Raw genomic sequence first — 22,112 nt, 5'->3', positions numbered from 1 at the left:
CCCGAACCCCGCCCTCGACAAGACGGCGGGGTTTGTATTTGAAGACCCCCGCCCGCATCAGCAGGAGCCTTGAACATGCGACACAAACGAGCCATTCCGAACCGCGGTTTCCGCATTGCCGACCAGATCCAGCGCGATCTGGCGGAGCTGATCCGCGACCTGAAGGATCCGCGCATCGGCATGGTCACGCTGCAGGCGGTGGAGGTCACGCCGGACTACGCGCACGCGAAGGTGTTCTTCTCGCTGCTGGTGGGCGACGTGAAGGAATGCGAGGAGGCCTTGAACGAGGCCGCCGGCTTCCTGCGCAACGGCCTGTTCAAGCGGCTGCAGATCCACACCGTGCCGACGCTGCATTTCCACTTCGACCGCACGACCGAGCGGGCCGCCGAATTGAGCGCGCTGATCCAGCAGGCCAATTCGACGCAGGCCAAGGACGACTGAGCACGTGAACGCACAACGCCCGCGCATCCCGCGGCGCGCCGTCCACGGCGTGCTGTTGCTCGACAAGCCGCTCGGCCTGTCGAGCAACGACGCGTTGCAGAAAGCCAAGCGCCTGTACCGCGCCGAGAAGGCCGGCCACACCGGCACGCTCGACCCGCTGGCCACCGGGCTGCTGCCGCTGTGCTTCGGCGCGGCGACCAAGTTCTCGCAGGTCAGCCTCGACGCCGACAAGACCTACCGCGCCACGCTGCAACTCGGCAGCACCACCACCACGGCCGATGCCGAAGGCGACGTGCTGCTGCAGCGCGAGGTGAGCGTGACGCGCGCGCAACTGCAGGCGGTGATCGAGCGCTTCACCGGGCCGATCCGCCAGGTGCCGCCGATGCACTCGGCGCTGAAGCACGAAGGCCGCGCGCTGTACGACTACGCGCGCGCCGGCATCGAGATCGAGCGCGAGGCGCGCGCGGTGACGATTCATCGCATTGCCATCGTGGACGATGACACTGCCGGGGCCGGCGACCGCTGGACGCTCGATGTGCGCTGCTCGAAGGGCACCTACATCCGCACGCTGGCCGAAGACATCGGCGAAGCACTCGGTTGCGGCGCCCACCTGGCCGCACTGCGCCGCACCGAGACCGGCGGGCTGACGCTCGGCCAGGCGCTCACGCTGGAGCAGCTGGCCGAGATGGATGAAGCACAGCGCGAAGCCGCGTTGCTCGACGCCGATGCGCTGCTGGCCGACTGGCCGGTGGTGCGACTCGGCGACGAAGACGCCGGCCGATTCCTGAGCGGCCTGCGCCGCCGCCTGCCGCTGGCAGATGCGGAGCAGGTCCGCGTCTACGGCCCCGACCCCCGTGCGTTCCTCGGCAGTGGCCGGGTCGACGCCGGAGAACTGATTTCGACGAGGCTCTTGAGCCCGGTGGAGGTGCAAGGCCTCCTGAAGACACCTTGAACGCAGAGAGCACGTCATGACAAGACAGATCCGCAACATCGCCATCATCGCCCACGTGGACCATGGCAAGACCACGCTGGTGGACCAACTGCTTCGCCAGAGCGGCACCTTCCGCCAGAACGAGAAGGTCACCGAACGGGTGATGGACAGCAACGACCTCGAAAAGGAACGCGGCATCACCATCCTCGCGAAGAACTGCGCGGTGGAATGGAAGGGCACGCACGTCAACATCGTCGACACCCCGGGGCACGCGGACTTCGGCGGCGAGGTCGAGCGCGTGCTGTCGATGGTCGACAGCGTGCTGCTGCTGGTCGATGCGGTCGAAGGCCCGATGCCGCAGACCCGCTTCGTCACCAAGAAGGCGCTGGCGCTCGGCCTGAAGCCTATCGTCGTCGTCAACAAGGTCGACCGCCCCGGTTCGCGCATCGACTACGTGATCAACGCGACCTTCGAGCTGTTCGACAAGCTCGGCGCGACCGAAGAGCAGCTCGACTTCCCGGTGATCTATGCATCGGGCCTGAACGGCTGGGCGACGCTCAACCCCGGCGAGATCGGCACCGACCTGGCGCCGCTGTTCGACGCCGTGCTGCAGCACGTGCCGGCGCACGAAGGCGATCCGGCCGGCCCGCTGCAACTGCAGATCTGCTCGCTCGACTACTCCACCTACGTCGGCCGCATCGGCATCGGCCGGGTCAACCAGGGCACGCTGAAGCCGATGCAGAACGTGGCCGTGTACAGCGGCCCGGACAGCACGCCGTTCAACGCCCGCGTCAACCAGGTGCTGAAGTTCGAAGGCCTGGAGCGCCAGCAAGCCACTGAAGCCGGCCCCGGCGACATCGTGCTGATCAACGGCATCGAGGACATCGGCATCGGCGTCACGCTGACCAGCATCGAAGACCCGAAGCCGCTGCCGATGCTGAAGGTCGACGAGCCGACGCTGACGATGAATTTCTGCGTCAACAACTCGCCGCTGGCCGGCCGCGAAGGCAAGTTCGTCACCAGCCGCCAGATCTGGGACCGCCTGCAGCGCGAGCTGCAGAGCAACGTGGCGCTGAAGGTCAAGGAAACCGACGAAGACGGCATCTTCGAGGTGTCGGGCCGCGGCGAACTGCACCTGACCATCCTGCTGGAAACCATGCGCCGCGAGGGCTACGAGCTGGCCGTCAGCAAGCCGCGCGTGGTCTTCAAGGAAATCGACGGCGAGCGCCACGAGCCGATCGAGATGGTGACGGCCGACGTCGAAGACCAGCACCAGGGTGCCGTGATGCAGGCGATGGGCGAGCGCAAGGCCGATCTCGTCAACATGGAGCCGGACGGCATGGGCCGCGTGCGCCTCGAGTACAAGATCCCGGCGCGCGGCCTGATCGGTTTCCAGAACGAGTTCCTGAACCTGACGCGCGGCACCGGCCTGATCAGCAACATCTTCGACGGCTACGAGGCCTTCAAGGGCGACATCGAAGGCCGCAAGAACGGCGTGCTGATCAGCCAGGACGACGGCGAGATCGTGACCTACGCGCTGGGCAAGCTGGACGACCGCGGCCGCATGTTCGTGAAGCCGGGCGACCCGGTCTATGAAGGCATGATCGTCGGCATCCACAGCCGCGACAACGACCTGATCGTCAACGCGGTGCGTGCGAAGCAGCTGACCAACTTCCGCGTGTCCGGCAAGGAAGACGCGATCAAGATCACGCCGCCGATCATCCTGACGCTGGAATACGGCGTCGAGTTCATCGCCGACGACGAGCTGGTCGAGATCACGCCGAAGTCGATCCGCGTGCGCAAGCGCCACCTGAAGGAACACGACCGCAAGCGCGCTTCCCGCACCGAGTGACATGACCCACGGGCGGGCGGTGGCGGGCATGCTGCTCGTCACGCTGATGTGGAGCATCGCCGGCGTGGTGACGCGCCAGCTCGAATCGGCGCGCAGCTTCGAGGTGACGTTCTGGCGCAGCCTGGCCACCTTCGTGTGCCTGGGCGGCTACTACGCCTGGGCGCACGGCCGCAGCACGCTCGCGCTGCTGCGCGCGGGTGGCCGGCCGCTGTGGATCTCGAGCGTGATGTGGAGCGTGATGTTCACCTGCTTCATGGTGGCGCTCACGCTGACCACGGTGGCCAACGTGCTGATCACGATGGCGCTCGCGCCGCTGATCACCGCGCTGCTGGCGCGCTTCACGCTCGGGCACCCTGTGGCGCGGCGCACCTGGGCCGCGATCGTGCTGGCCGGGCTGGGCATCGCCTACATGTACGGGCAGGGCGTCAGCTCGGAGCCGCAGCACGTGATCGGCACGCTGGTCGCGCTGGGCGTGCCCATCGCGAGCGCGATCAACTGGAACACGCTGCAGCGCAGCGGCACGAGCGTCGACCTCGTGCCGGCCTTGCTGCTGGGCTCGCTGATCTCGGCGATCGTCACGCTGCCCTTGTCGCTGCCGCTGCAGGCCTCGGTGCACGACGTCGCGCTGCTCGGGCTGCTGGGGCTGGTGCAGCTCGCGATCCCGTGCGTGCTGGCGGTGCGCCTGGCGCGCCACCTGCCGGCGCCGGAGATGTCGTTGCTGGCGCTGCTGGAGATCGTGTTCGGCATCGCGTGGGCGTGGCTCGGCACCAGCGAGCAGCCGTCGATGGCGGTGATGGTCGGCGGCAGCCTGGTGCTGGGCACCTTGTTCGTCAATGCATGGGTCGGGTTGCGGGAGGCGCGGGCATGAGCGGTTCGTCATCCAGTTCGTCATTCGTCATCGCGAAAGTGCAGGGCGGCATCGGCCTGCTGACGCTGAACCGGCCGCAGGCGCTGAACGCGCTGTCGCTGCCGATGATCCGCGACATCACGCGCGCGCTGCTGGCGTGGCGCGACGATGCGGCCGTGCAGGCCGTGCTCGTGCGCGGCGCGACGCTGGAAGGCAAGGGCGTGGCCTTCTGCGCCGGCGGCGACATCCGCTTCTTCCACCAGGCGGCGCTGGCCGGCAACCCGGAGCTGGAAGATTTCTTCACCGAGGAATACGCGCTCAACCACCTGATCCACAGCTACCCGAAGCCCTACGTCGCGCTGATGGACGGCATCGTGATGGGCGGTGGCATGGGGATCTCGCAGGGCGCTTCGCTGCGCGTGGTGACCGAGCGCACGAAGATGGCGATGCCTGAGACGCACATCGGGCTGTTCCCGGATGTGGGTGGCGGCTGGTTCCTCGCGCGCTGCGCGGGGCGGCTGGGCGAGTACCTGGCGCTGACGGGGCAGATCCTCGGCGCGGGCGATGCGATCGCTTGCGGGTTGGCGGATGTGTGCGTGGCGAGTGGCGAACTGCCGGCGCTGGTCGAGGCATTGGTCGATCAACCGCACGAGAACGCGGAACAGCTGCAGGCTGCGGTGCGTGCGCGGGCGGTGGCGCCGGCGGCGACCACGGTGCTCGATCGCGCGTCGATCGACCGGCACTTCGCGGCGGAGTCGTTGATCGACATCATCGAATCGCTGCGCAGCGATGGCGGCGATTGGGCACAGGCCACGCTCGCAACACTGGTCAAGCGCTCGCCGCTGATGATGGCGGTGACGCTGGAGCAGGTGCGGCGCGCCCGCACGATGACGCTGGCCGACGACCTGCGCATGGAGCGCGACCTGGTGCGCCACTGCTTCCACCTGCGCCCCGGCGCGGCGAGCGAGACGGTGGAAGGCATCCGCGCGCTGGCGGTCGACAAGGACCACAGCCCGCGCTGGAACCCGGCGCGCGTCGAGGACGTGACGCCGGCGATGATGGCGGGGTTCTTCGAGAGCCCGTGGCCGGCGTTTGCGCATCCGTTGCGCGGCCTGCTCGGCGAGTAGGGCTTCCCCGGGGCGGCGCGGAGTGAACCGCGCCCTAGCATCAGCCTCACCCCTACGGAGAGGCCCATGAAGCAGCTGTCCGGTCTGGACGCGTCCTTCCTCTACATGGAGACGCCGGAGATGCCGATGCACGTCGGCGCGTTGCACGTGTTCGAGCTGCCTGCCGCCTACAAGGGCAGCTTCCTCGCCGACGTGCGGCGCCACATCGGCTCGCGGCTGCCGCTCGCGCCGCCGCTGAGCCGCAAGCTCGCGTGGATGCCGTTCAACCTGGCCAACCCGGTGTGGGTCGATGCGACACCGGACCTCACGCAGCACATCGTCGGCATCAAGCTGCCGAAGGGCAGCGGGCTCGCCGAGCTCGATGCGCAGGTCAGCCAGCTGCACCCCGTGCTGCTCGACCGCGAACGCCCGCTGTGGAAATTCCACGTCTTCGAAGGCCTCGCGCCGGGGCCGAACAAGGAGAAGCGCGTCGCCCTCTACACGCAGCTGCACCACGCCGCTGTCGACGGCCAGGCCGCGATCGCGCTGGCCCAGGCCATCCTCGACGTGCAGGCCACGCCGCGCGACATCGAGCGCGAGGCACACCCCGCGAAGAAGCTCGACATCGGTCTCGCCGGTATGCTGAGCGGCGTGCTCGCGAACCAGCTGCAGCAGTACGGCAAGCTGGTGAAGGCCTTGCCGTCGACGGTGGGCGCGCTCTCTCAGGTGGCAGGGCAGGTGGCCGGCAAGGTGGCGAAGCTGCGCAACCCGTCCGGTGAGGCGCCGATGGCCCTCGCGCCGCGCACCCGGCTCAACGCCTCGGTGACCGCCGGCCGCGCGTTCGCCGGCGTCAGCCTGCCGATCGCGCAGATCAAGGCGCTGCGCCGCGCGCACGGCGCGACGCTGAACGACGTCGTGCTGATGCTGTGCGGCGGCGCGCTGCGGCGGCACTTCCTTCAGCACGGCCCGCTGCCGCGCAAGTCGATGGTGGCGGCGGTGCCGGTGTCGACCCGCGCGGCCGGCGACACGACCGCGAACAACCAGGCCTCGATGACGGTCGTGAACCTCGGCACCCACATCGCCGACCCGATGGAGCGCCTGCGCTACGTGCAGGCCGCCAGCGCCGCGATGAAATCCACGCTCGGCAGCGTCAAGAGCCTGATGCCCACCGATTTCCCATCGCTCGGCGTGCCGTGGCTGATGAGCACCATCACCTCGCTGTACGGCAAGGCCCGGGTGGCCGACCGCATCCCGCCGATCGCCAACGTCGTGATCTCGAACGTGCCCGGCCCGGCATTTCCGCTCTACATTGCCGGCGCGCGCATGCTGACCAATTACCCGGCCTCGATCGTCGTGCACGGCGTCGCGCTCAACATCACGGTGCAGAGCTACGACGAATCGCTGGATTTCGGGCTGATGGCGTGCGCGAAGGCGATGCCCGAGGTGGCCGAGCTCGCGACGCACCTGGAAGAAGCGCTGGCCGAGCTGCTGGCGCTGCCGGCCACCAGCGAACCTGTCGCCAAGGTGACACCGAAGCCGACACCAAAACCCAGACCGAAGGCCGCGCCCAAACCTAGGGCCAAGGCTCCAGCCAAAGCCGCCGCCGCCCGCTGATTGCCCACTAAGATGCAAGCGTATTCACGACGGCCCGATGCGGCCTCCCACCATGCCTCGTGACGGCGCGCAGCAGTCCTCCCCCGACGCCCGGAATGACCTGAAGGCCCCCAACGCCTTGCTCCTGATGCTCGAAGGGCGCGCGCCCTGGGAGTTCGCGGCGATGCTCGCGTCGTCGCCGGTGCTGAACCGGGCGCTCGACAAGCTGCCGCCGGGCGACGGCCACCCGGTGCTCGTCTTCCCCGGCCTCGCCGCGGCCGATTTCACGACCGTGCCGCTGCGCAACTTTCTGCGCGACCGCGGCTACGTGCCGTACCCATGGGAGCAGGGCTTCAACTTCGGTCCGCGCGAGGGGGTGCTCGAACGCTGCGTCGAGATGGTCGACCTGCTGCACCGCCGCCACCAGCAGCCGGTCAGCCTGATCGGCTGGAGCCTCGGCGGCGTGTATGCGCGCGAGGTCGCGAAAGAGCGCCCGCAGCAGACGCGCTGCGTGATCACGCTGGGCACGCCGTTCACCGGCCACCCGCGTGCCACCAACGCCTGGCGCCTCTACGAATGGGTCAGCGGCCAGAGCGTGCACGACCCGGCCTTGCTCGAACAGGTGCGCCGCCCGCCGCCGGTGCCGACCACGTCGATCTACTCGCGCACCGACGGCGTCGTCGCGTGGCAATGCAGCATCAACGAAGACTCTCCGCTGGCCGAGAACATCGAGGTGCATGCGAGCCACATCGGCATGGGCGTGAACCCGCTGGCGCTCTACGCGATCGCCGACCGGCTCGCGCAGGACCCGGCGCACTGGAAGCGCTTCGAGGCCGCCGGCGCGCGCAAGTGGTTCTTCAAGACGGTCGGCGCATGAAGCTCGCGGCCAACGGCATCTCGCTCGAGGTCGAAGACCACGGTTCGCCGAACGGCGAGCCGCTGCTGCTGGTGATGGGCCTGGGCATGCAGCTCACCGCCTGGCCCGACGAGCTGGTGCAGATGCTGGTGGCGCGCGGCTTCCGCGTGATCCGCTTCGACAACCGCGATGTCGGGCTGAGCCAGGGCTTCGATCAGCTGGGCGTGCCAAACGTGCCGATGGCCGCGATGAAGTTCGCCTTCCACCTGCCGATCCGCCCGCCGTACCCGTTGCGCGCGCTGGCCGACGATGCCATCGGCGTGCTCGATGCGCTGGGCATCGCGCAGGCCCATGTGTGCGGCGCGTCGATGGGCGGCATGGTGGCGCAGCTGATGGCCATCCATCATCCGCAGCGCCTGAAGAGCCTGACGTTGATGATGACGAGCACCGGCTCGCGCCGCCTGCCGATGGCCACGCCCGAGGTGCGGCGTGCGCTGCTGAGCCGGCCCGAGAACCCGCGCGACCCGGCCTCGGTCGCGGCGCACCTGGGCCGCTTCATGCACCTGATCGGCAGCCCGGCGTACCGGCCCGATCCGGCCTGGATGCAGGCCAGGCTGCGCGCCGCAGTGGACCGCGCATACCGCCCCGCGGGCACGGCACGCCAGCTGGTCGCGATTGCGGCCGATGGTGACCGCAGCCGGCGCCTGGAGGGCGTGAAGCTGCCGTGCCGCGTGATCCACGGCCAGGCCGACCCGCTGGTGCCGGTGGCGGCCGGGCACGACCTGGCCCGCAAGATCGCCGGTGCCGAGCTCGACCTGATCGACGGCATGGGGCACGACCTGCCGATGCCCTTGCTGCCGCGCTTCACGCAGGGCATCGCGCTCGCGGCCGGGCGGGCCTGAGGCTTCAGCGGCTGCACGGCAGCAGCGGATCGTTGCTGGCTTCGGGGCGCGCATCGCGTTGCACGGACACGCCTTGCTGCAGCCATTCGAGCGCGGCATCACTCGGGTCCATGCCCTGCCAATAGGGCTCGGAGATCAGCGCCCAGGCGAGGTGTTCGAGGTCGCTGCGGTCGACGCGCGGCCACTGTTCCTGCAGGCGCTCGGCGCACTTCAGCGCCCAGTTTTCAGAAGTGATGTCGGGGTTCATGGCTGTCATTCGGCGGAGTCGAGGAGCGATGCATCGTAGCGACGAACTGTACAAACGTACAGTATTCCCGAGCGCTGTCTGGAGCTGTCAGTTGCATGCCTCAAAACGCATCAGCCGCATCGTTCGCACCGGGGTGAGGCCGGTTTTGGGACAATGCACCCCTTTCTCCGAGAGTCCCATCGCCTGCGTCTCCTCGTACAGGCCAGGCACCCACCCCCCGTGAACACCTCCAACGCTTCCCCCTGGCGCCTGTCCGTCGCTCCCATGATGGATTGGACCGACCGCCACTGCCGCTACTTCCATCGCCTGCTGACGAAGCACACCCGGCTCTACACCGAGATGGTGACCACCGGCGCGCTGATCCATGGCGACCGCCCGCGGCACCTCGACTTCAACGCCGAGGAGCACCCGGTGGCCTTGCAGCTCGGCGGCAGCGAGCCGGCCGACCTGGCGTTCTGCGCGAAGCTGGCCGAGCAATGGGGCTACGACGAGGTCAACCTGAACTGCGGCTGCCCCAGCGAGCGCGTGCAGCGCGGGGCCTTCGGCGCCTGCCTGATGAACGAGCCGGCGCTGGTGGCTGACAGCGTCAAGGCGATGCGCGATGCGGTGTCGATCCCGGTGACGGTCAAGCACCGCATCGGCATCGACCAGGACGAGCGCTACGAATTCGTGCGCGACTTCGTCGGCCAGATCGCCGAAGCCGGCTGCGAGGTCTTCATCGTGCATGCACGCAATGCGTGGCTGAAGGGGCTCAGCCCGAAGGAGAACCGCGAGGTGCCGCCGCTGCGCTACGAGACGGTGCACCACCTGAAACGCGATTTCCCGCACCTGACGATCGTGCTCAATGGCGGTGTCACCACGCAGGAGCAGATCACCGAGCAGCTGCAGCACCTCGACGGCGTGATGCTGGGCCGCGAGGCGTATCACAACCCCTGGTTGATGTCGCAGTGGGACGAGCTCTTCTTCGGCACGCCGCATCACGAACTGGACCGCGCGGCGATCGAGCGGCAGATGGTCGACTACATGGAGCGCGTCGGCCTGCGCGGCGAGCCGTGGTCACGCGTCGTGCGGCACATGCTGGGGCTGCGCAACGGGCTGCCCGGCGCGCGCCGCTGGCGCCAGGTGTGGTCGGACCACAAGCTCAAGACCGAGCCGGCGCGCGAGGTCGCGCGCATCGCGGGGGGCGAGTCAGTTCCGGCCTGAGCGCGACGGCCAGGTCGCCAGCAGCACGCCGGCGATCGCCAGCCCGAACGCGGCCGCCTGCGTCGCGCTGATCCGCTCGCCGAGGAAGATCACGCCGACCGCCGCCGCGCTGATCGGCAGCAGCACCGTGAAGATCCCCGCCGATGAGGCCGGCACGTGGCGCAGCCCGGTCATCCACAGCCACACCGTCACCATGCTGGCCGCCAGCGAATAGAACAGCAGCAGCGACCATGCACCCGGCAGCACCGCGCCGAAGTCGAACGACATCGCCTGCCACAGCCCGAGCGGCGTCACCAGCGCCAGCCCCCACAGGTTCACCAGCGCGCTGATGCGCTTGGCCGAGACATTGCCGGCGAGCTTCTTGCCCATCACGACGTACGAGCCTTCGCACAGCACCGCGCCGAACAGCAGCAGGTTGCCCAGCAGCGAGCTGCCCTTGTCCTCACCGCCGTGCGCCACCACCGAGACCAGCGCGATGCCGCCCACCGCGCATGCAATGCCCGCGGCGACGCGCGGCTGGATGCGCTCCTTCAGGAACAGCCGCGACAGGATCGCCACCGCCGCCGGGATCGCCGCCATGATCACGCCGGCGGCCAGCGCCGAACTCATGCCGACACCGAACAGCATGCAGATCGAGAACAGGAAGTTGCCGAAGAACGATTCGAAGAACAGCAGGATGCGGTCGTGCCGGCTCAGCGGCGCCTCGCCCGGCTGGCGCCGCACCCAGCCGACCATCGCGACCGCCGCCATGCCGAAGCGCAGCCAGGCCAGCAGGAAGACCGGGAACACCGCCAGCAGCAGCTTCGACAGCCCCACGTAGCTGCCCACCAGGGCCATCGAGCTGCCGAGGCAGAGGTAGGCGATCCACGGCGCGTGCACGCGGTGGCTGGCCGAGGCGGCCGACGAAGAGGAGTTCATTCAGGAGGCGTGGGCGAAAGAAAAGGAGGGGAGGTGCTCAGAACGCCGAAGCGTACCGCGCAATCTCCCAGCCGCTCACATGGCGCGCGTACTCCGTCCACTCGGCGCGCTTCAGGCGGATGAACTCGGCTGACAGCGTCTCGCCCAAGGCCTCGCGGACCACCTCGTCGGCCTCGAGCGCGTTGACCGCGTCGCCCAGGCTCTGCGGCAGCAGCCCGATGCCGCGCTCGCGGATCTGCGCAAGGCTCAGCTGGAAAAGATCCTCGGTGCACGCCGGCCCCGGATCGAGCTCGCGCTCGATGCCATCGAGCCCGGCGGCAATCAGCGCAGCCGTCGCGAGGTACGGGTTGGCCGATGCATCCGGCACGCGCCATTCGAAGCGGCCGCCCAGCGTGCGCACCAGCGCCGTCCGGTTGTTCGGCCCGTGCGCCACGTAGGCGGGCGCCCAGCTGGTGCCGGACAGCGATTCGCCGACCACCAGCCGCTTGTAGCTGTTGACGGTCGGCGCGGCCAGCGCGCACAGCGCGGCCGAATGCGCCAGCACGCCGGCGATGAAATGCCCGGCCAGCGTCGACAGCGGCTGCTGTCGGTCGGCGAACACGCAGTCGCCACCGGCCCACATCGACACATGAAAGTGCATGCCGCTGCCCGGCTGGTTCGCGAACGGCTTGGGCATCATCGAGAAGAGGCTGCCATGCCGCTCGGCCAGCGCCTGCGCGGCCATCTTGAACAGCATCAGGTGATCGGCGCTCGTCAGTGCATMGGCATGGTGGAAGTTCAGCTCGTACTGGCCGTGCGCATCCTCGTGGTCGACCTGGAACACGTCGAGGCCGCAGGCGGTCAGCGCCTCGGACAGCTCGTGCAAGAAGGCGGCCTGGCGCGGCAGCGTCTTCAGGTCGTACGACGGCTTGTCGAGCGCATCCTGCGCATCGGCCGGCGCGATGCCTTCGGCGGTGCGACGCAGCAGGAAGAACTCCGGCTCGATGCCGGTGCGCAGCGTCCAGCCCCGTTGCGCGAGCCGCGCCACCTGGCGCTTCAATACTTGGCGCGGGCAGGCGTCGAACGGCTCGCCGGCCACGAAGCCGTCGCAGACGATGCGCGCATAGCCCGGCATCCACGGCAGCGCTCGGGCTGTCTCGGGCTGGCCGCGGCCGTAGTACTCCGAGCGCGGGCCGGTGCGCGGCAGCCCCGTGCCCCAGATCGACGGGCCGGCAAAGCCCGCGCCTTCGGCCAGCAGGCTCTCCAGGTGCGCGAGCGGCACGTACTTGCCCTTGGCGACGCCATGCACGTCGGTGAATTGCGCGACCAGCGTGTGGACACCCTCGGCCTGCAGCCGTTCGCGAAGCTCCTTCATGCGGAGGCGGCAGCGGCCCGCAGCGACGCCTGCAGGATCGCGATCGCCTCGGCGAAATGCACGTCGGGAATCGTCAGCGGGAACAGGAAGCGGATCACGTTGGCATTGACGCCGCAGCTCAGCAGGATCAGCCCGCGCTGCAGCGCTTCGGCCTGCACCTGCTTCGTGAACGCGGCATCGGGTTCGTCCGTGCCGGCGCGGTTGAACTCGACCGCGACCATCGCCCCCAGCCCGCGCACGTCGACGATCTGCGGCAGCGCGGGGCGCAACTCGTTCAGCGCCGCCTTCAGCCGGTCGCCGAGCGCCTGGCCGCGTGCGGGCAGCTGCTCGTCGTGCATCACGCCGATCACCGCATGCGCGGCGGCAATCGCCAGCGGGTTGCCGGCGTAGGTGCCGCCGAGGCCGCCCGGCGCGGGCGCGTCCATGATCTCGGCGCGGCCGGTCACCGCCGACAGCGGCAGCCCGGCGGCCAGCGATTTGGCGCTGACGAGGATGTCGGGCAGCACGTCGGGGAAGTGCTCCATCGCGAACAGCCGGCCGGTGCGGCCGAACCCGGTCTGCACCTCGTCGGCGATCAGCACGATGCCGTGCTCGTCGCACAGCGCGCGCAGCCAGCGCAGCGCCTCGGCCTGGATGATGTTGAAGCCGCCTTCGCCCTGCACCGGCTCGAACACGATGGCCGCGACGCGCGAGGCCTCGATGTCGGCCTTGAACAGGTGGTGCACCGCCTTCTGCATGTCGGCGAGGTTGGTGCCTTCGGCGGGGAAGGGCGCGTGGTAGATCTCGGGCGGGAACGGGCCGAAGCCGGCCTTGTACGGCTGCACCTTGCCGGTCAGTGCCACGGCGAACATGCTGCGCCCGTGGAAAGCGCCGCCGAACGCGATGACGCCAGCGCGCTTCGTGTGGGCGCGGGCGATCTTCACCGCGTTCTCGATCGCCTCGGCGCCGGTGCTGAAGAAGGCGGTCTTCTTCGCGTGGCGGCCGGGTGTCAGCGCATTGAGCTGCTCGGCCAGCGCGATGTAGCCCTCATAAGGCACGACCTGGTAGCAGGTGTGCGTGAAGCGCTTGAGCTGCGCCTCGATCGCCGCGATGACCTTCGGGTGGCGGTGGCCGGTGTTCATCACCGCGATGCCGCCGGCGAAGTCGAGAAAGCGCCGGCCTTCGATATCCCACAGCTCGGCGTTCTCGGCATGGTCGGCGAAGAAGGTGCCCATCACGCCGACGCCGCGCGGCGTGGCGGCGGCCTTGCGGGCCATCAGCTGTTCGTTCTGCGAGTGGTTCATCGCGGTTCTCCGGTCAATCGAGCCGTATCCAGGTCGTCTTCAGCTCGGTGTACTTGTCGAACGCATGCAGCGACTTGTCGCGCCCGTTCCCGCTCTGCTTGAATCCGCCGAACGGCACCGTGATGTCGTCTTCGTCGTACTGATTCACGTGCACCGTGCCGGCGCGCAGCGCCCGCGCCACCCGGTGCGCGCGGTTGATGTTGCTGCTCCACACGCTGGCCTGCAGCCCGTACGCGCTGTCATTCGCCATCGCGACGGCCTCTTCCTCGGTCTTGAAGCGGATCACCGAGAGCACCGGCCCGAAAATCTCCTCGCGCGCGATCTTCATTGCGTTGGTCACGCCGTCGAACACCGTCGGCTCGACGAAGTACCCGCCGCTGTCCTGCCGCACCTGCCGGCCACCCGCCGCGAGCCGGGCGCCCTCGGACTGGCCGGCGTCGATGTAGCCCATCACCGTGCGCAGTTGCGTGTCGTCGACCAGCGCACCCAGCTCGGTGCCGGCATCGAGCGGATTGCCCGGCTGGTACTTCGGCGCCTCGGCCGTCACCGTCTTCACGAAATCGTCGGCGATGCTCTCGTGCACGAACACCCGCGACGGCGCATTGCACGACTCGCCCTGGTTGAAGAACATGCTGCCGGCCACCGTCTGCGCGGCACGCGTGAGGTCGTCGAAATCGGGGAACACGACGAAGGCCGACTTGCCGCCCAGCTCGTTGTAGACCCGCTTCAGGTTGCTGCGCCCGGCGTAGTCGAGCATCTTGCGGCCCACGCGCGTCGAGCCGGTGAAACCGATCGCGTCGACCTGCAGGTGCAGCGCGAGCGCCTCGCCGGCCTCGTGCCCGTAGCCCGGCACCACATTGAACACGCCGTCGGGCAGGCCGGCCTGCAGCGCGAGCTCGGCCAGGCGCAGCGCGGTCAGCGGGGATTTTTCGCTCGGCTTCAGCACCACGCTGTTGCCGGCGGCGAGCGCCGGGCCGAGCTTCCACGAGGCCATGATCATCGGGTAGTTCCACGGCACGATCGCGCCGATCACGCCCATCGGCTCGCGCGTGATCAGCGCCAGCGCGCTGTGCGGCGTCGGCGCGATCTCGTCGTAGATCTTGTCGACCGCCTCGGCATACCAGGCGATGCAGCGGGCGGTGGACGGCACGTCGACGCTCAGGCTGTACTTGATCGGCTTGCCCATGTCGAGCGTCTCGAGCAGCGCCAGTTCTTCCTTGGCGCCCAGGATCAGCTCGGCGAAGCGCAGCAGCACTTTCTTGCGCTGCGCCGGCGCCTTGCGCGACCAGCGGCCGTCGTCGAAGGCGCGGCGCGCCGACTGCACCGCCGCATCCACATCAGCCGCCTGGCCGCGCGCCACCTGCGTCAGCGTGCGGCCGTCGAGCGGCGAGACGCAGCCGAAGGTCTCGCCCGCGAGGGCCGCGACGCGCTGGCCGCCGATGAAGGCGCGGCCGTCGAATTGCTGCGCCGCTGCGCGCGAGGTCCAGTCGATCGAAGCCATGTTGTCTCCTTCGTCGGATCCTTGATCAGAATGACACCACGACCGACGCGCCCAGCAGGTGGTTGCTCTTCTTGTAGCTGCCGTCGTTGGCGTCGATGAACACCGGCAGTGTCGCGCGATCGAGCCGGTATTCGGCCTTCAGGGTCGTGTTGCGGGTCATCAGGTAGTTGAAGCCGACCGCCAGCGCATAGCGGTTCGCGCCTTCGTCGCAACCGTCGACCAGCGTACCCGGCGCGCAGCCCAGCGCCGGGTCGGGGCCGATGCCGTTGCGGTCGTCCGCGACCGAGTACTGCAGCAGCCCGCCGCCGTTCTTCTTGTTGTTGATGTAGTCGGCCCGCACCACGCCCTCGAAGCGCGGCTCGAACTTGTAGGCCGCGAGCGCCGACAGGCCCCACCACTTCGCGTCGCGCAAGCTGCCGTCGGCCGCCGGCACGATCGACGCATCGCGCTGCCGGCCGACGCCGATCTGGCCCTGCACCGTCCAGTCGCCGCGGATGAAGTAGCCGTCGATCTCGAACAGGTCGAGGCGGGTGTCGTCCTGCGGGATCACCTCGAGCGTGTTCGGATCGATCGCGCTTTCGGAGAAGTTGCCGGCCTTGCCGTGCACGCCGGCGAAGCCGAAGCCGTTGAACTCGCCCTTCGAGTAGTCGACGCGGTAGGCGAGCACCGGCGCCTTGTGGTTCGCGCCGTTCTTCGTCTTGTTGTAGTTGGCCAGCACGGCCTTGATGTCCCACTTGCCGCGGATGAACTCCAGGCCGGCGCCGGTGTAGACCGTCGGCTCGGTGAAGTCGAGCAGCAGCCCGCGCGTGACCAGCTTGGTCAGCGGGCCTTGCACGTACTCGTAGCCCGACCAGTCGGGGATCTGGCCGAAGATGAAGCGCGTCTGCAGGTCACCGATCGGGATCGACGCCGAGGCCTCGTGCACGATCGAGTTGCCGTCCGGGTCGGCGATGGAGCCGGCGCCGCGGTTGGGCATCAGCGTCAGGCGCAGCTTGGTGCCGCCGTCGAGTTCCTTCTGGAAGTCGAGGTTCGCCACGCCGAAGTAGCCGTTGTCGTAGTTGTAGCCGTCGTCCGAGACGCGGTTCAGGAACTGGAAGCCGGCGCTGTGCTGGTTCTTGTTGTAGATCCAGGTCGGGTCGAAGTAGCCGCCGATCTTCAGGCCCTTCAGCCCCTGCGCTTCCATCGCGTCTTCCAGCGCCTCGGTCTTGACCGAGATGCGGTTGAAATCCTGCGCCTGCTCCGGCGTCATGCCCCACTGCCTCTCTTGTGTCTTCTCCGTGGGCTTCGCGTCGGCGGCCGACTTCTCGGCCAGCTTCTTCTCCAGGTCGGCGATGCGCTGCTTCATCGCCTTCAGCTCGTCCATCAACTCCTTGTTCGACTGGGCCTGGGCGGGTGCCGCCAACGCGGCGGCAATGGCCAGCGCCAGGGTCGAGAGCTTCGCGAACTTCATCGGTTTTCTCCTCGGGGTTGGATTCGGGGTGTTCTGGAGTCAGGCGCCTCGTTGCGCCGCGTTCATTTCCTCGATGCGCTTTCGTTCGGCGCGCGCGATGTAGAGGCTGGCCGCGGCCACGCACACCGCGACGATCACGATGATCACGGTGGCGACCGCGTTGACGCTCGGGTTCAGGCCGAGGCGGGCGCGCGAGAAGATCACCAGCGGCATGGTCGTGGCGCCCGGGCCGGAGAGAAAGGCCGAAACCACCACGTCGTCGAGCGACAGGCTGAAGGTGAGCAGCCAGGCCGAGGCCAGCGCCTGGCCGATCATCGGCAGCGTGACCAGCGTGAACACCTGCCAGGGCCGGGCGCCCAGGTCCATGGCCGCTTCTTCGAGCGACGGGTTCAGGTCCTGCAGGCGGGCCTGCACGACGACGGTGGCGTACGAGATGCCCAGCAGCAGGTGGCCGAGCCAGATCGTCATCAGCCCGCGCTCGGGGAAGCCGATGGCCTTCTGCACCGACACCAGCATCAGCAGCAGCGACAGGCCGCAGATCACCTCGGGCATCACCAGCGGTGCGTTGACCAGGCCGTTGAACAGCGTGCGGCCGGCGAAGCGCCGGTACTTCACCAGCGAGAAGGCGGCCAGCGTGCCGAGCAGCACCGAGCCGCAGGCGCTGAGGAAGGCGATCTTCAGCGAGAGCCACAGGCCGGACAGCATCTCGCGGTCGCCAGCCAGCTTGACGTACCAGTCGAGCGTGAAGCCGCCCCAGACGGTGGGCAACGAGGACGCGTTGAACGAGTAGATGACGAGCGTGACGATGGGCAGGTAGAGGAACAGGAAGCCGCCGACCAGCCAGGCGCGGCCGAACCAGGCGGCCTTGGGGTGCACGGTGCCGCTCATCGCCTGCGCTCCTGGCTTTCGACCTGGTACTTGTTGAAGAGCGCCAGCGGGAACACGATCAGCAGCACCAGCACGACGGCGACGGTGGAGGCCATGGTCCAGTCGTTGTTGCTGAAGAACTCGTCCCACAGCACGCGGCCGATCATCAGCGTGCGCGGCCCGCCGAGCAGTTCGGGGGTGACGAATTCGCCGATGCACGGGATGAACACCAGCATCGAGCCGGCGATGATCCCGGCCTTGGAGAGCGGCACGGTGATGCGCCAGAACGCCTGCCACGGCGTGGCGCCGAGGTCGGCCGCGGCTTCGAGCAGGCGCAGGTCCATCTTCGCGAGGTTCGCGTAGAGGGGCAGGATCATGAAGGGCAGGTAGGTGTAGGTCATGCCGATCACGAGCGAGAAGGGCGTGTTCATCAGCTTGCCGGCGACCTCGATCATGTCGGCGCGCACCAGCAGCTGGTCGAGCCCGAGCCCGACGACGATGCGATGCACCCAGCCGCCTTCCTCGAGCAGGCCTTTCCAGGCGTAGACGCGCAGCAGGAACGAGGTCCAGAAGGGCAGCATCACCAGCATCAGCAGCGCGGGTTGCAGGCTCTGCTTCGCGCGGGCCATGAAATACGCGAAGGGGTAGCCGATCGCCAGGCAAAGCACGGTGGTGACGAACGCGAACTTGACGCTGGACCAGTAGGCGGTGACGTAGAGCTTGTCGCTCGCGAGGAAGGTGTAGTTGGCGAACTTGAGGGTGATCTTCAGCGCCCCGTCGACCACGCTCGTCAGGTCGTTGGGGGTCACGGCGCCCATCTCGGACAGGCTGTACTTCAGCACGATCAGGAACGGGGCGAGGAAGAACAGCAGCAGCCACGCGTAGGGGATGCCGATGACGGCGCTTCTTCCTCTCCACCAGGTTGGAGCCTTCATTGATTCGCTCCTTCTTGTGGCACGCTGGTTTTGCAAAGGCGCGGGTGGGTGCAAAGAAACTCCGTTCGCCCTGAGCTTGTCGAAGGGTCGGGCTGAGCTTGTCGAAGCCCTCGTGCCGCGAGTGCGGGCCCTTCGACAGGCTCAGGGCAAACGGGGCGCGGGTGGGTTGTCATTGCGTCAACACCACGTGAGCAGACGGAGACCAATGCGCCCAGACTTCGTCGTCCCAGGTGATCACGTCATCCCGATGCCGCTCGGAGTTGTTCTGGCTGACCTTCAGCATCGCCCCGCTCGGCAGCTGGATGTGAAAGACCGTGAAGCTGCCGAAGTACGCGAGGTTCTTGACCTTGCCGCGGGTCCGGTTGTGCGGGCCGTGCTCGCCAGCCGGTGCATCGCGCGACAGCTGGATCTTCTCGGGGCGCAGCGCCACCGTCACCTCCATGCCTTCGGTGCCGGTGATGCCGTGCCCCACGTAGTGCGTGCAATCGGCGCAGCTGATCACCACATGGTCGGGCTGGTCGACCGTCACCGCGCCGTCCATCAGGTTCACGTTGCCGATGAAGTCGGCCACGAAGCGCGTCGCCGGCGTCTCGTAGATGTCGGCCGGGGCGCCCACCTGCAGGAAGCGCCCCTCGCTCATCACCGCGATCCGCGAGGCCATCGTCATCGCCTCTTCCTGGTCGTGCGTCACCATCACGCAGGTCACGCCGACCTCCTCGATGATGTTCACCAGTTCGATCTGCGTTTCCTCGCGCAGCTTCTTGTCGAGCGCGCCCAGCGGCTCGTCGAGCAGCAGCAGCTGCGGCTTCTTCGCGAGGCTGCGCGCCAGCGCCACCCGCTGCTGCTGGCCGCCCGACAGCTGGTGCGGCTTGCGCTTGCCGTACTTGGTCAGCTGCACCAGCTTCAGCATCGCCTCCACGCGGGCGGCGACCTCGGCCGCCGGCAGCTTGTCGCGTCGCAGGCCGAAGGCGATGTTGTCCCACACCGTCAGGTGCGGGAACAGCGCGTACGACTGGAACATCATGTTCAAGGGCCGCGCATACGGCGGCAGGCCCGCGAGGTCCTTGCCGTCGAGCACGATGCGCCCCGAGGTCGGCGTCTCGAAGCCGGCCAGCATGCGCAGCAGCGTCGTCTTGCCGCAGCCGGATGAGCCGAGCAACGCGAAGATCTCGCCCTTGGCAATGTCGACGCTGACGTGGTTGACCGCGACGGCACCGCCGCCGAAATCCTTCACTACGTCGTCGATGCGCAGGAAACCGGCTTGCGGTGTGCTGGTCATCGCCGCTCCGATCAGACGCCGGTCTTGAACGAGGTGTAGATGCGCGTCATCGTGCGCCGGATGTCGTTGGTCACCGCGTCCGGCAGCGCCATCTTCTGCATCTCGGCATCGCTCGGGAACACCGTCGGGTTGTTCGCGATCTCGGGCTTGATGAACTTGCGCGATTCCTTGTTCGGGTTGGCGTAGAACACCTTGTTGGTCAGGCTCGCGTCGACCTCGGGCTTCATGATGTAGTTGATGAACTTGTGCGCATTGCCCGGGTGCGGCGCATCGGCCGGGATCACCATCGTGTCGAAGAACAGCACGCCGCCGGTCTTCGGGATCAGCGCCTCGATCTTCTGCCCGCTCTTGCTGTCGATCGCGCGCTGGCGCGCGATGTTGATGTCGCCCGACCAGCCCAGCGCCACGCAGATCGAGCCGTTGGCCATGTCGTTGATGTAGCCCGACGAGCTGAACAAGGTCACCGAGGGGCGGATCTTCTTCAGCAGCTCCGGCACCGCCTGGTAGTCGCCCGCGTTGCGCGAGAAGGCCGCCTTGCCCAGGTAGTGCATCGCGGCCGGCACCACGTCGGTCGGCGAATCGAGGAAGGACACGCCGCACGATTTCAGCTTGCTGATGTACTCGGGCTTGAAGACCAGATCCCAGGCGTTGTCGGGCATCGGCAGGCTGCCCAGCGCCGCCTTCACCTTGTCGACGTTGATGCCCACGGTGGTGTAACCCCACAGCCAGTTCACCATGTAGTCGTTGCCCGGGTCGAGCTTGGCGAGCGTCGCCTGGATCTGCGGGTCGAGGTTCTTCAGGTTGGGCAGCTGGGCCTTGTCGAGCTTGCGCAACAGCCCGCCATCGGCCTGCAGCTTGGCCCAGTACGACGAAGGCACCACCACGTCGTAGCCGCTCTTGCCGGCGACCAGCTTGGCATGGACGATCTCGTTGTTGTCGAAATTGTCGTAGCGCACCTTGATGCCGGTCTCCTTCTCGAAGTTGGCCAGCGTGTCCTCGGCGATGTAATCAGACCAGTTGTAGATGTTCAGGACCTTTTCTTCCTCCTGCGCGAAGGCTTGCGTACCCCACAGCATCGCGGTCGCGGCGAACGCGAAGCCCAGCGCGTTGAACATCTGCTTCATGGTCATGTCCTTCATGTTGAAAAACTCCAGGCGTGAAATCAGATCCAGCCGCGCTGCTTGACGTCGGCGAGCGTGAGGTCGAGGCACTTGCGGATCAGCGCGACCATCTCGTCGAGCTGCGCGATCGTCATCACCAGCGGCGGCGCGACGATCATCCGGTCGCCGACGGCGCGCATGATCAGCCCGTTGCCGAAGCAGTGGCCGCGGCACACCATGCCCACTTCGAGCGCGCTGTCGAACACCCGGTTCGACGCCTTGTCCTTGACCAGTTGCAGCGCGCCCATCATTCCGCAGGTCTGCGCCTCGCCCACCAGCGGGTGCTCGCCGAGTTCGGCAAAGCGCGCTGCAAGATGCGGGCCGAGTTCGTCGCGCACGCGGTCGACCAGCCCCTCGCGCTGGATCAGCCGGATGTTCGCCAGCGCCACCGCGCAGGCCACCGGGTGCCCGGAGTAGGTGTAGCCGTGGTTGAACTCGCCGCCTTGCTCGATCAGCACCTTCGCGATGCGGTCGCCGACCATCACGCCGCCGAGCGGGATGTAGCCCGAGGTCACGCCCTTCGCGAAGGTCATCAGGTCGGGCTTGAAGCCCATGGTCTCGCAGCCGAACCAGCGGCCGGTGCGCCCGAAGCCGGTGATGACCTCGTCGGACACGACGAGGATGCCGTGCTTGTCGCAGATGCGCTGGATCGCCGGCCAGTAGCTCGACGGCGGCACGATCACGCCGCCCGCGCCTTGCACCGGTTCGCCGATGAAGGCGGCCACCTTGTCGGCGCCCACCTCGAGGATCTTCGCTTCGAGCCAGTCGGCCGCGCGCACGCCGAAGGTCTCGCGGCTCATGCCTTGCCCGTTCTCGAACCAGAACGGCTGCTCGATGTGCACGATGCCCGGGATCGGCAGCCCGCCCTGCGCATGCATGCCGCTCATGCCGCCGAGCGAGGCGCCGGCCATCGTCGAGCCGTGGTACGCGTTGTTGCGGCTGATGATCACCGTGCGCTCGGGCTGGCCGAGCACGTCCCAGTAGCGGCGCACCATGCGCACCACGGTGTCGTTGCCCTCGGAGCCGGAGCCGCTGAAGAACACATGCTTGAACTGCGGCGGCGTCACCTGCGCCAGCAGCTCGGCCAGCTCGATCGCCGGCGGTGTCGCGGTCTGGAAGAACGAGTTGTAGAACGGCAACTGCTTCAGCTGCGCGGTGGCCGCGTCGATCAGCTCCTGCCGGCCGTAGCCGACGTTGACGCACCACAGGCCGGACATCGCGTCGAGGATCTTGTTCCCCTCGCTGTCCCACAGGTAGATGTTGTCGGCCTTGGTGATGATGCGCGAGCCCTTGGCCGCGAGCGATTTGTAGTCGGTGAACGGGTGCAGGTAATGCGCCGTGTCGGCGGCCTGCCATTCCTGGGTGCTGCGTTGCGTGGTGCTCATCT

The 22,112-nt window shown here is 67.9% G+C and carries 20 protein-coding genes; 9 read left to right on the top strand and 11 right to left on the bottom strand.

Annotation, left to right across the window (positions count from 1 at the left end):
- Window positions 1-75: 75 nt before the first annotated feature.
- From rbfA to ACXJLU_RS04900, 8 genes are all read left to right on the top strand, one after another.
- Window positions 76-441 carry a 30S ribosome-binding factor RbfA gene (gene rbfA, locus ACXJLU_RS04935; RefSeq protein WP_056809543.1) on the top strand — a complete coding sequence of 122 codons (366 nt, stop codon included), beginning with the start codon at window positions 76-78 and terminating at the stop codon, window positions 439-441.
- 4 nt (window positions 442-445) lie between these two features.
- Window positions 446-1,393, top strand: coding sequence for a tRNA pseudouridine(55) synthase TruB (truB, locus tag ACXJLU_RS04930; RefSeq protein ID WP_457329356.1), 948 nt, complete (start codon window positions 446-448; stop codon window positions 1,391-1,393).
- Between the two features lie 16 nt (window positions 1,394-1,409).
- Entirely contained in the window at window positions 1,410-3,224 is a 1,815-nt protein-coding gene (gene typA, locus ACXJLU_RS04925) for a translational GTPase TypA (protein WP_457329355.1), read from the top strand.
- A 1-nt stretch (window position 3,225) separates the two neighbouring features.
- Complete coding sequence (locus tag ACXJLU_RS04920) at window positions 3,226-4,092, top strand: DMT family transporter (RefSeq protein WP_457329354.1); 867 nt, start codon at window positions 3,226-3,228, stop codon at window positions 4,090-4,092.
- Window positions 4,089-5,198 (top strand): enoyl-CoA hydratase/isomerase family protein, encoded by a 1,110-nt coding sequence (locus tag ACXJLU_RS04915; protein WP_457329353.1) that lies wholly within the window; start codon window positions 4,089-4,091, stop codon window positions 5,196-5,198. Before ACXJLU_RS04920 ends, ACXJLU_RS04915 begins: the two co-directional genes overlap by 4 nt.
- A gap of 66 nt (window positions 5,199-5,264) precedes the next feature.
- Window positions 5,265-6,791 carry a wax ester/triacylglycerol synthase family O-acyltransferase gene (locus tag ACXJLU_RS04910; protein ID WP_457329352.1) on the top strand — a complete coding sequence of 509 codons (1,527 nt, stop codon included), beginning with the start codon at window positions 5,265-5,267 and terminating at the stop codon, window positions 6,789-6,791.
- 37 nt (window positions 6,792-6,828) lie between these two features.
- Window positions 6,829-7,647: an esterase/lipase family protein gene (locus ACXJLU_RS04905; RefSeq protein WP_457329351.1), complete on the top strand. Its 819-nt coding sequence runs from the start codon at window positions 6,829-6,831 to the stop codon at window positions 7,645-7,647.
- A complete protein-coding gene (locus ACXJLU_RS04900; RefSeq protein WP_457329350.1) occupies window positions 7,644-8,528 on the top strand; it encodes an alpha/beta fold hydrolase in 885 nt (294 codons plus the stop codon). Before ACXJLU_RS04905 ends, ACXJLU_RS04900 begins: the two co-directional genes overlap by 4 nt.
- Before the next feature lie 4 nt (window positions 8,529-8,532).
- Here the strand turns inward: ACXJLU_RS04900 and ACXJLU_RS04895 are convergent, their stop codons facing one another.
- Window positions 8,533-8,775 carry a hypothetical protein gene (locus ACXJLU_RS04895; protein ID WP_073467876.1) on the bottom strand — a complete coding sequence of 81 codons (243 nt, stop codon included), beginning with the start codon at window positions 8,773-8,775 and terminating at the stop codon, window positions 8,533-8,535.
- A gap of 153 nt (window positions 8,776-8,928) precedes the next feature.
- Here ACXJLU_RS04895 and dusA point away from each other — a divergent pair, with 153 nt between their 5' ends.
- Window positions 8,929-9,978: a tRNA dihydrouridine(20/20a) synthase DusA gene (dusA, locus tag ACXJLU_RS04890; RefSeq protein WP_457329349.1), complete on the top strand. Its 1,050-nt coding sequence runs from the start codon at window positions 8,929-8,931 to the stop codon at window positions 9,976-9,978.
- Here dusA and ACXJLU_RS04885 read toward each other — a convergent pair.
- From ACXJLU_RS04885 to ACXJLU_RS04840, 10 genes are all read right to left on the bottom strand, one after another.
- A complete protein-coding gene (locus ACXJLU_RS04885) occupies window positions 9,964-10,896 on the bottom strand; it encodes a DMT family transporter (RefSeq protein ID WP_457329348.1) in 933 nt (310 codons plus the stop codon). The genes dusA and ACXJLU_RS04885 overlap by 15 nt on opposite strands.
- Before the next feature lie 37 nt (window positions 10,897-10,933).
- Window positions 10,934-12,250, bottom strand: a complete 1,317-nt coding sequence (gene glnT / locus ACXJLU_RS04880; protein WP_457329347.1) for a type III glutamate--ammonia ligase — start codon at window positions 12,248-12,250, stop codon at window positions 10,934-10,936.
- Window positions 12,247-13,533: a 4-aminobutyrate--2-oxoglutarate transaminase gene (gabT, locus tag ACXJLU_RS04875; RefSeq protein ID WP_457329346.1), complete on the bottom strand. Its 1,287-nt coding sequence runs from the start codon at window positions 13,531-13,533 to the stop codon at window positions 12,247-12,249. Before gabT ends, glnT begins: the two co-directional genes overlap by 4 nt.
- Window positions 13,534-13,546: 13 nt before the next feature.
- Window positions 13,547-15,034, bottom strand: coding sequence for an aldehyde dehydrogenase (locus ACXJLU_RS04870; protein ID WP_457329345.1), 1,488 nt, complete (start codon window positions 15,032-15,034; stop codon window positions 13,547-13,549).
- Window positions 15,035-15,059: 25 nt separating this feature from the next.
- On the bottom strand, window positions 15,060-16,484 hold the full coding sequence (locus ACXJLU_RS04865; protein ID WP_457329344.1) for a DUF3138 family protein: 1,425 nt from the start codon (window positions 16,482-16,484) through the stop codon (window positions 15,060-15,062).
- 39 nt (window positions 16,485-16,523) lie between these two features.
- Window positions 16,524-17,372: an ABC transporter permease gene (locus ACXJLU_RS04860; protein WP_073467847.1), complete on the bottom strand. Its 849-nt coding sequence runs from the start codon at window positions 17,370-17,372 to the stop codon at window positions 16,524-16,526.
- Window positions 17,369-18,286, bottom strand: coding sequence for an ABC transporter permease (locus ACXJLU_RS04855; RefSeq protein WP_457329343.1), 918 nt, complete (start codon window positions 18,284-18,286; stop codon window positions 17,369-17,371). Before ACXJLU_RS04855 ends, ACXJLU_RS04860 begins: the two co-directional genes overlap by 4 nt.
- A 169-nt stretch (window positions 18,287-18,455) precedes the next feature.
- On the bottom strand, window positions 18,456-19,565 hold the full coding sequence (locus tag ACXJLU_RS04850; protein ID WP_457329342.1) for an ABC transporter ATP-binding protein: 1,110 nt from the start codon (window positions 19,563-19,565) through the stop codon (window positions 18,456-18,458).
- Window positions 19,566-19,576: 11 nt separating this feature from the next.
- Complete coding sequence (locus ACXJLU_RS04845; RefSeq protein ID WP_457329396.1) at window positions 19,577-20,680, bottom strand: polyamine ABC transporter substrate-binding protein; 1,104 nt, start codon at window positions 20,678-20,680, stop codon at window positions 19,577-19,579.
- A 47-nt stretch (window positions 20,681-20,727) separates the two neighbouring features.
- Window positions 20,728-22,110 (bottom strand): aspartate aminotransferase family protein, encoded by a 1,383-nt coding sequence (locus ACXJLU_RS04840; RefSeq protein ID WP_457329341.1) that lies wholly within the window; start codon window positions 22,108-22,110, stop codon window positions 20,728-20,730.
- Between the last annotated feature and the right edge of the window lie 2 nt (window positions 22,111-22,112).

Source organism: Rhizobacter sp. P5_C2, assembly GCF_054049715.1.
This window is presented reverse-complemented; position numbering and strand designations above follow the sequence as displayed.

Coding starts and splice junctions, on each gene's coding strand:
- ACXJLU_RS04900 (WP_457329350.1), top strand. CDS start 7,644: ATGAAGCTCGCGGCCAACGGCATCTCGCTCGAGGTCGAAGACCACGGT.
- ACXJLU_RS04855 (WP_457329343.1), bottom strand. CDS start 18,286: ATGAAGGCTCCAACCTGGTGGAGAGGAAGAAGCGCCGTCATCGGCATC.
- ACXJLU_RS04915 (WP_457329353.1), top strand. CDS start 4,089: ATGAGCGGTTCGTCATCCAGTTCGTCATTCGTCATCGCGAAAGTGCAG.
- ACXJLU_RS04895 (WP_073467876.1), bottom strand. CDS start 8,775: ATGAACCCCGACATCACTTCTGAAAACTGGGCGCTGAAGTGCGCCGAG.
- ACXJLU_RS04840 (WP_457329341.1), bottom strand. CDS start 22,110: ATGAGCACCACGCAACGCAGCACCCAGGAATGGCAGGCCGCCGACACG.
- gabT (WP_457329346.1), bottom strand. CDS start 13,533: ATGAACCACTCGCAGAACGAACAGCTGATGGCCCGCAAGGCCGCCGCC.
- ACXJLU_RS04860 (WP_073467847.1), bottom strand. CDS start 17,372: ATGAGCGGCACCGTGCACCCCAAGGCCGCCTGGTTCGGCCGCGCCTGG.
- typA (WP_457329355.1), top strand. CDS start 1,410: ATGACAAGACAGATCCGCAACATCGCCATCATCGCCCACGTGGACCAT.
- ACXJLU_RS04910 (WP_457329352.1), top strand. CDS start 5,265: ATGAAGCAGCTGTCCGGTCTGGACGCGTCCTTCCTCTACATGGAGACG.
- rbfA (WP_056809543.1), top strand. CDS start 76: ATGCGACACAAACGAGCCATTCCGAACCGCGGTTTCCGCATTGCCGAC.
- ACXJLU_RS04920 (WP_457329354.1), top strand. CDS start 3,226: ATGACCCACGGGCGGGCGGTGGCGGGCATGCTGCTCGTCACGCTGATG.
- ACXJLU_RS04870 (WP_457329345.1), bottom strand. CDS start 15,034: ATGGCTTCGATCGACTGGACCTCGCGCGCAGCGGCGCAGCAATTCGAC.
- ACXJLU_RS04850 (WP_457329342.1), bottom strand. CDS start 19,565: ATGACCAGCACACCGCAAGCCGGTTTCCTGCGCATCGACGACGTAGTG.
- ACXJLU_RS04885 (WP_457329348.1), bottom strand. CDS start 10,896: ATGAACTCCTCTTCGTCGGCCGCCTCGGCCAGCCACCGCGTGCACGCG.
- ACXJLU_RS04865 (WP_457329344.1), bottom strand. CDS start 16,484: ATGAAGTTCGCGAAGCTCTCGACCCTGGCGCTGGCCATTGCCGCCGCG.
- ACXJLU_RS04845 (WP_457329396.1), bottom strand. CDS start 20,680: ATGTTCAACGCGCTGGGCTTCGCGTTCGCCGCGACCGCGATGCTGTGG.
- ACXJLU_RS04905 (WP_457329351.1), top strand. CDS start 6,829: ATGCGGCCTCCCACCATGCCTCGTGACGGCGCGCAGCAGTCCTCCCCC.
- dusA (WP_457329349.1), top strand. CDS start 8,929: ATGCACCCCTTTCTCCGAGAGTCCCATCGCCTGCGTCTCCTCGTACAG.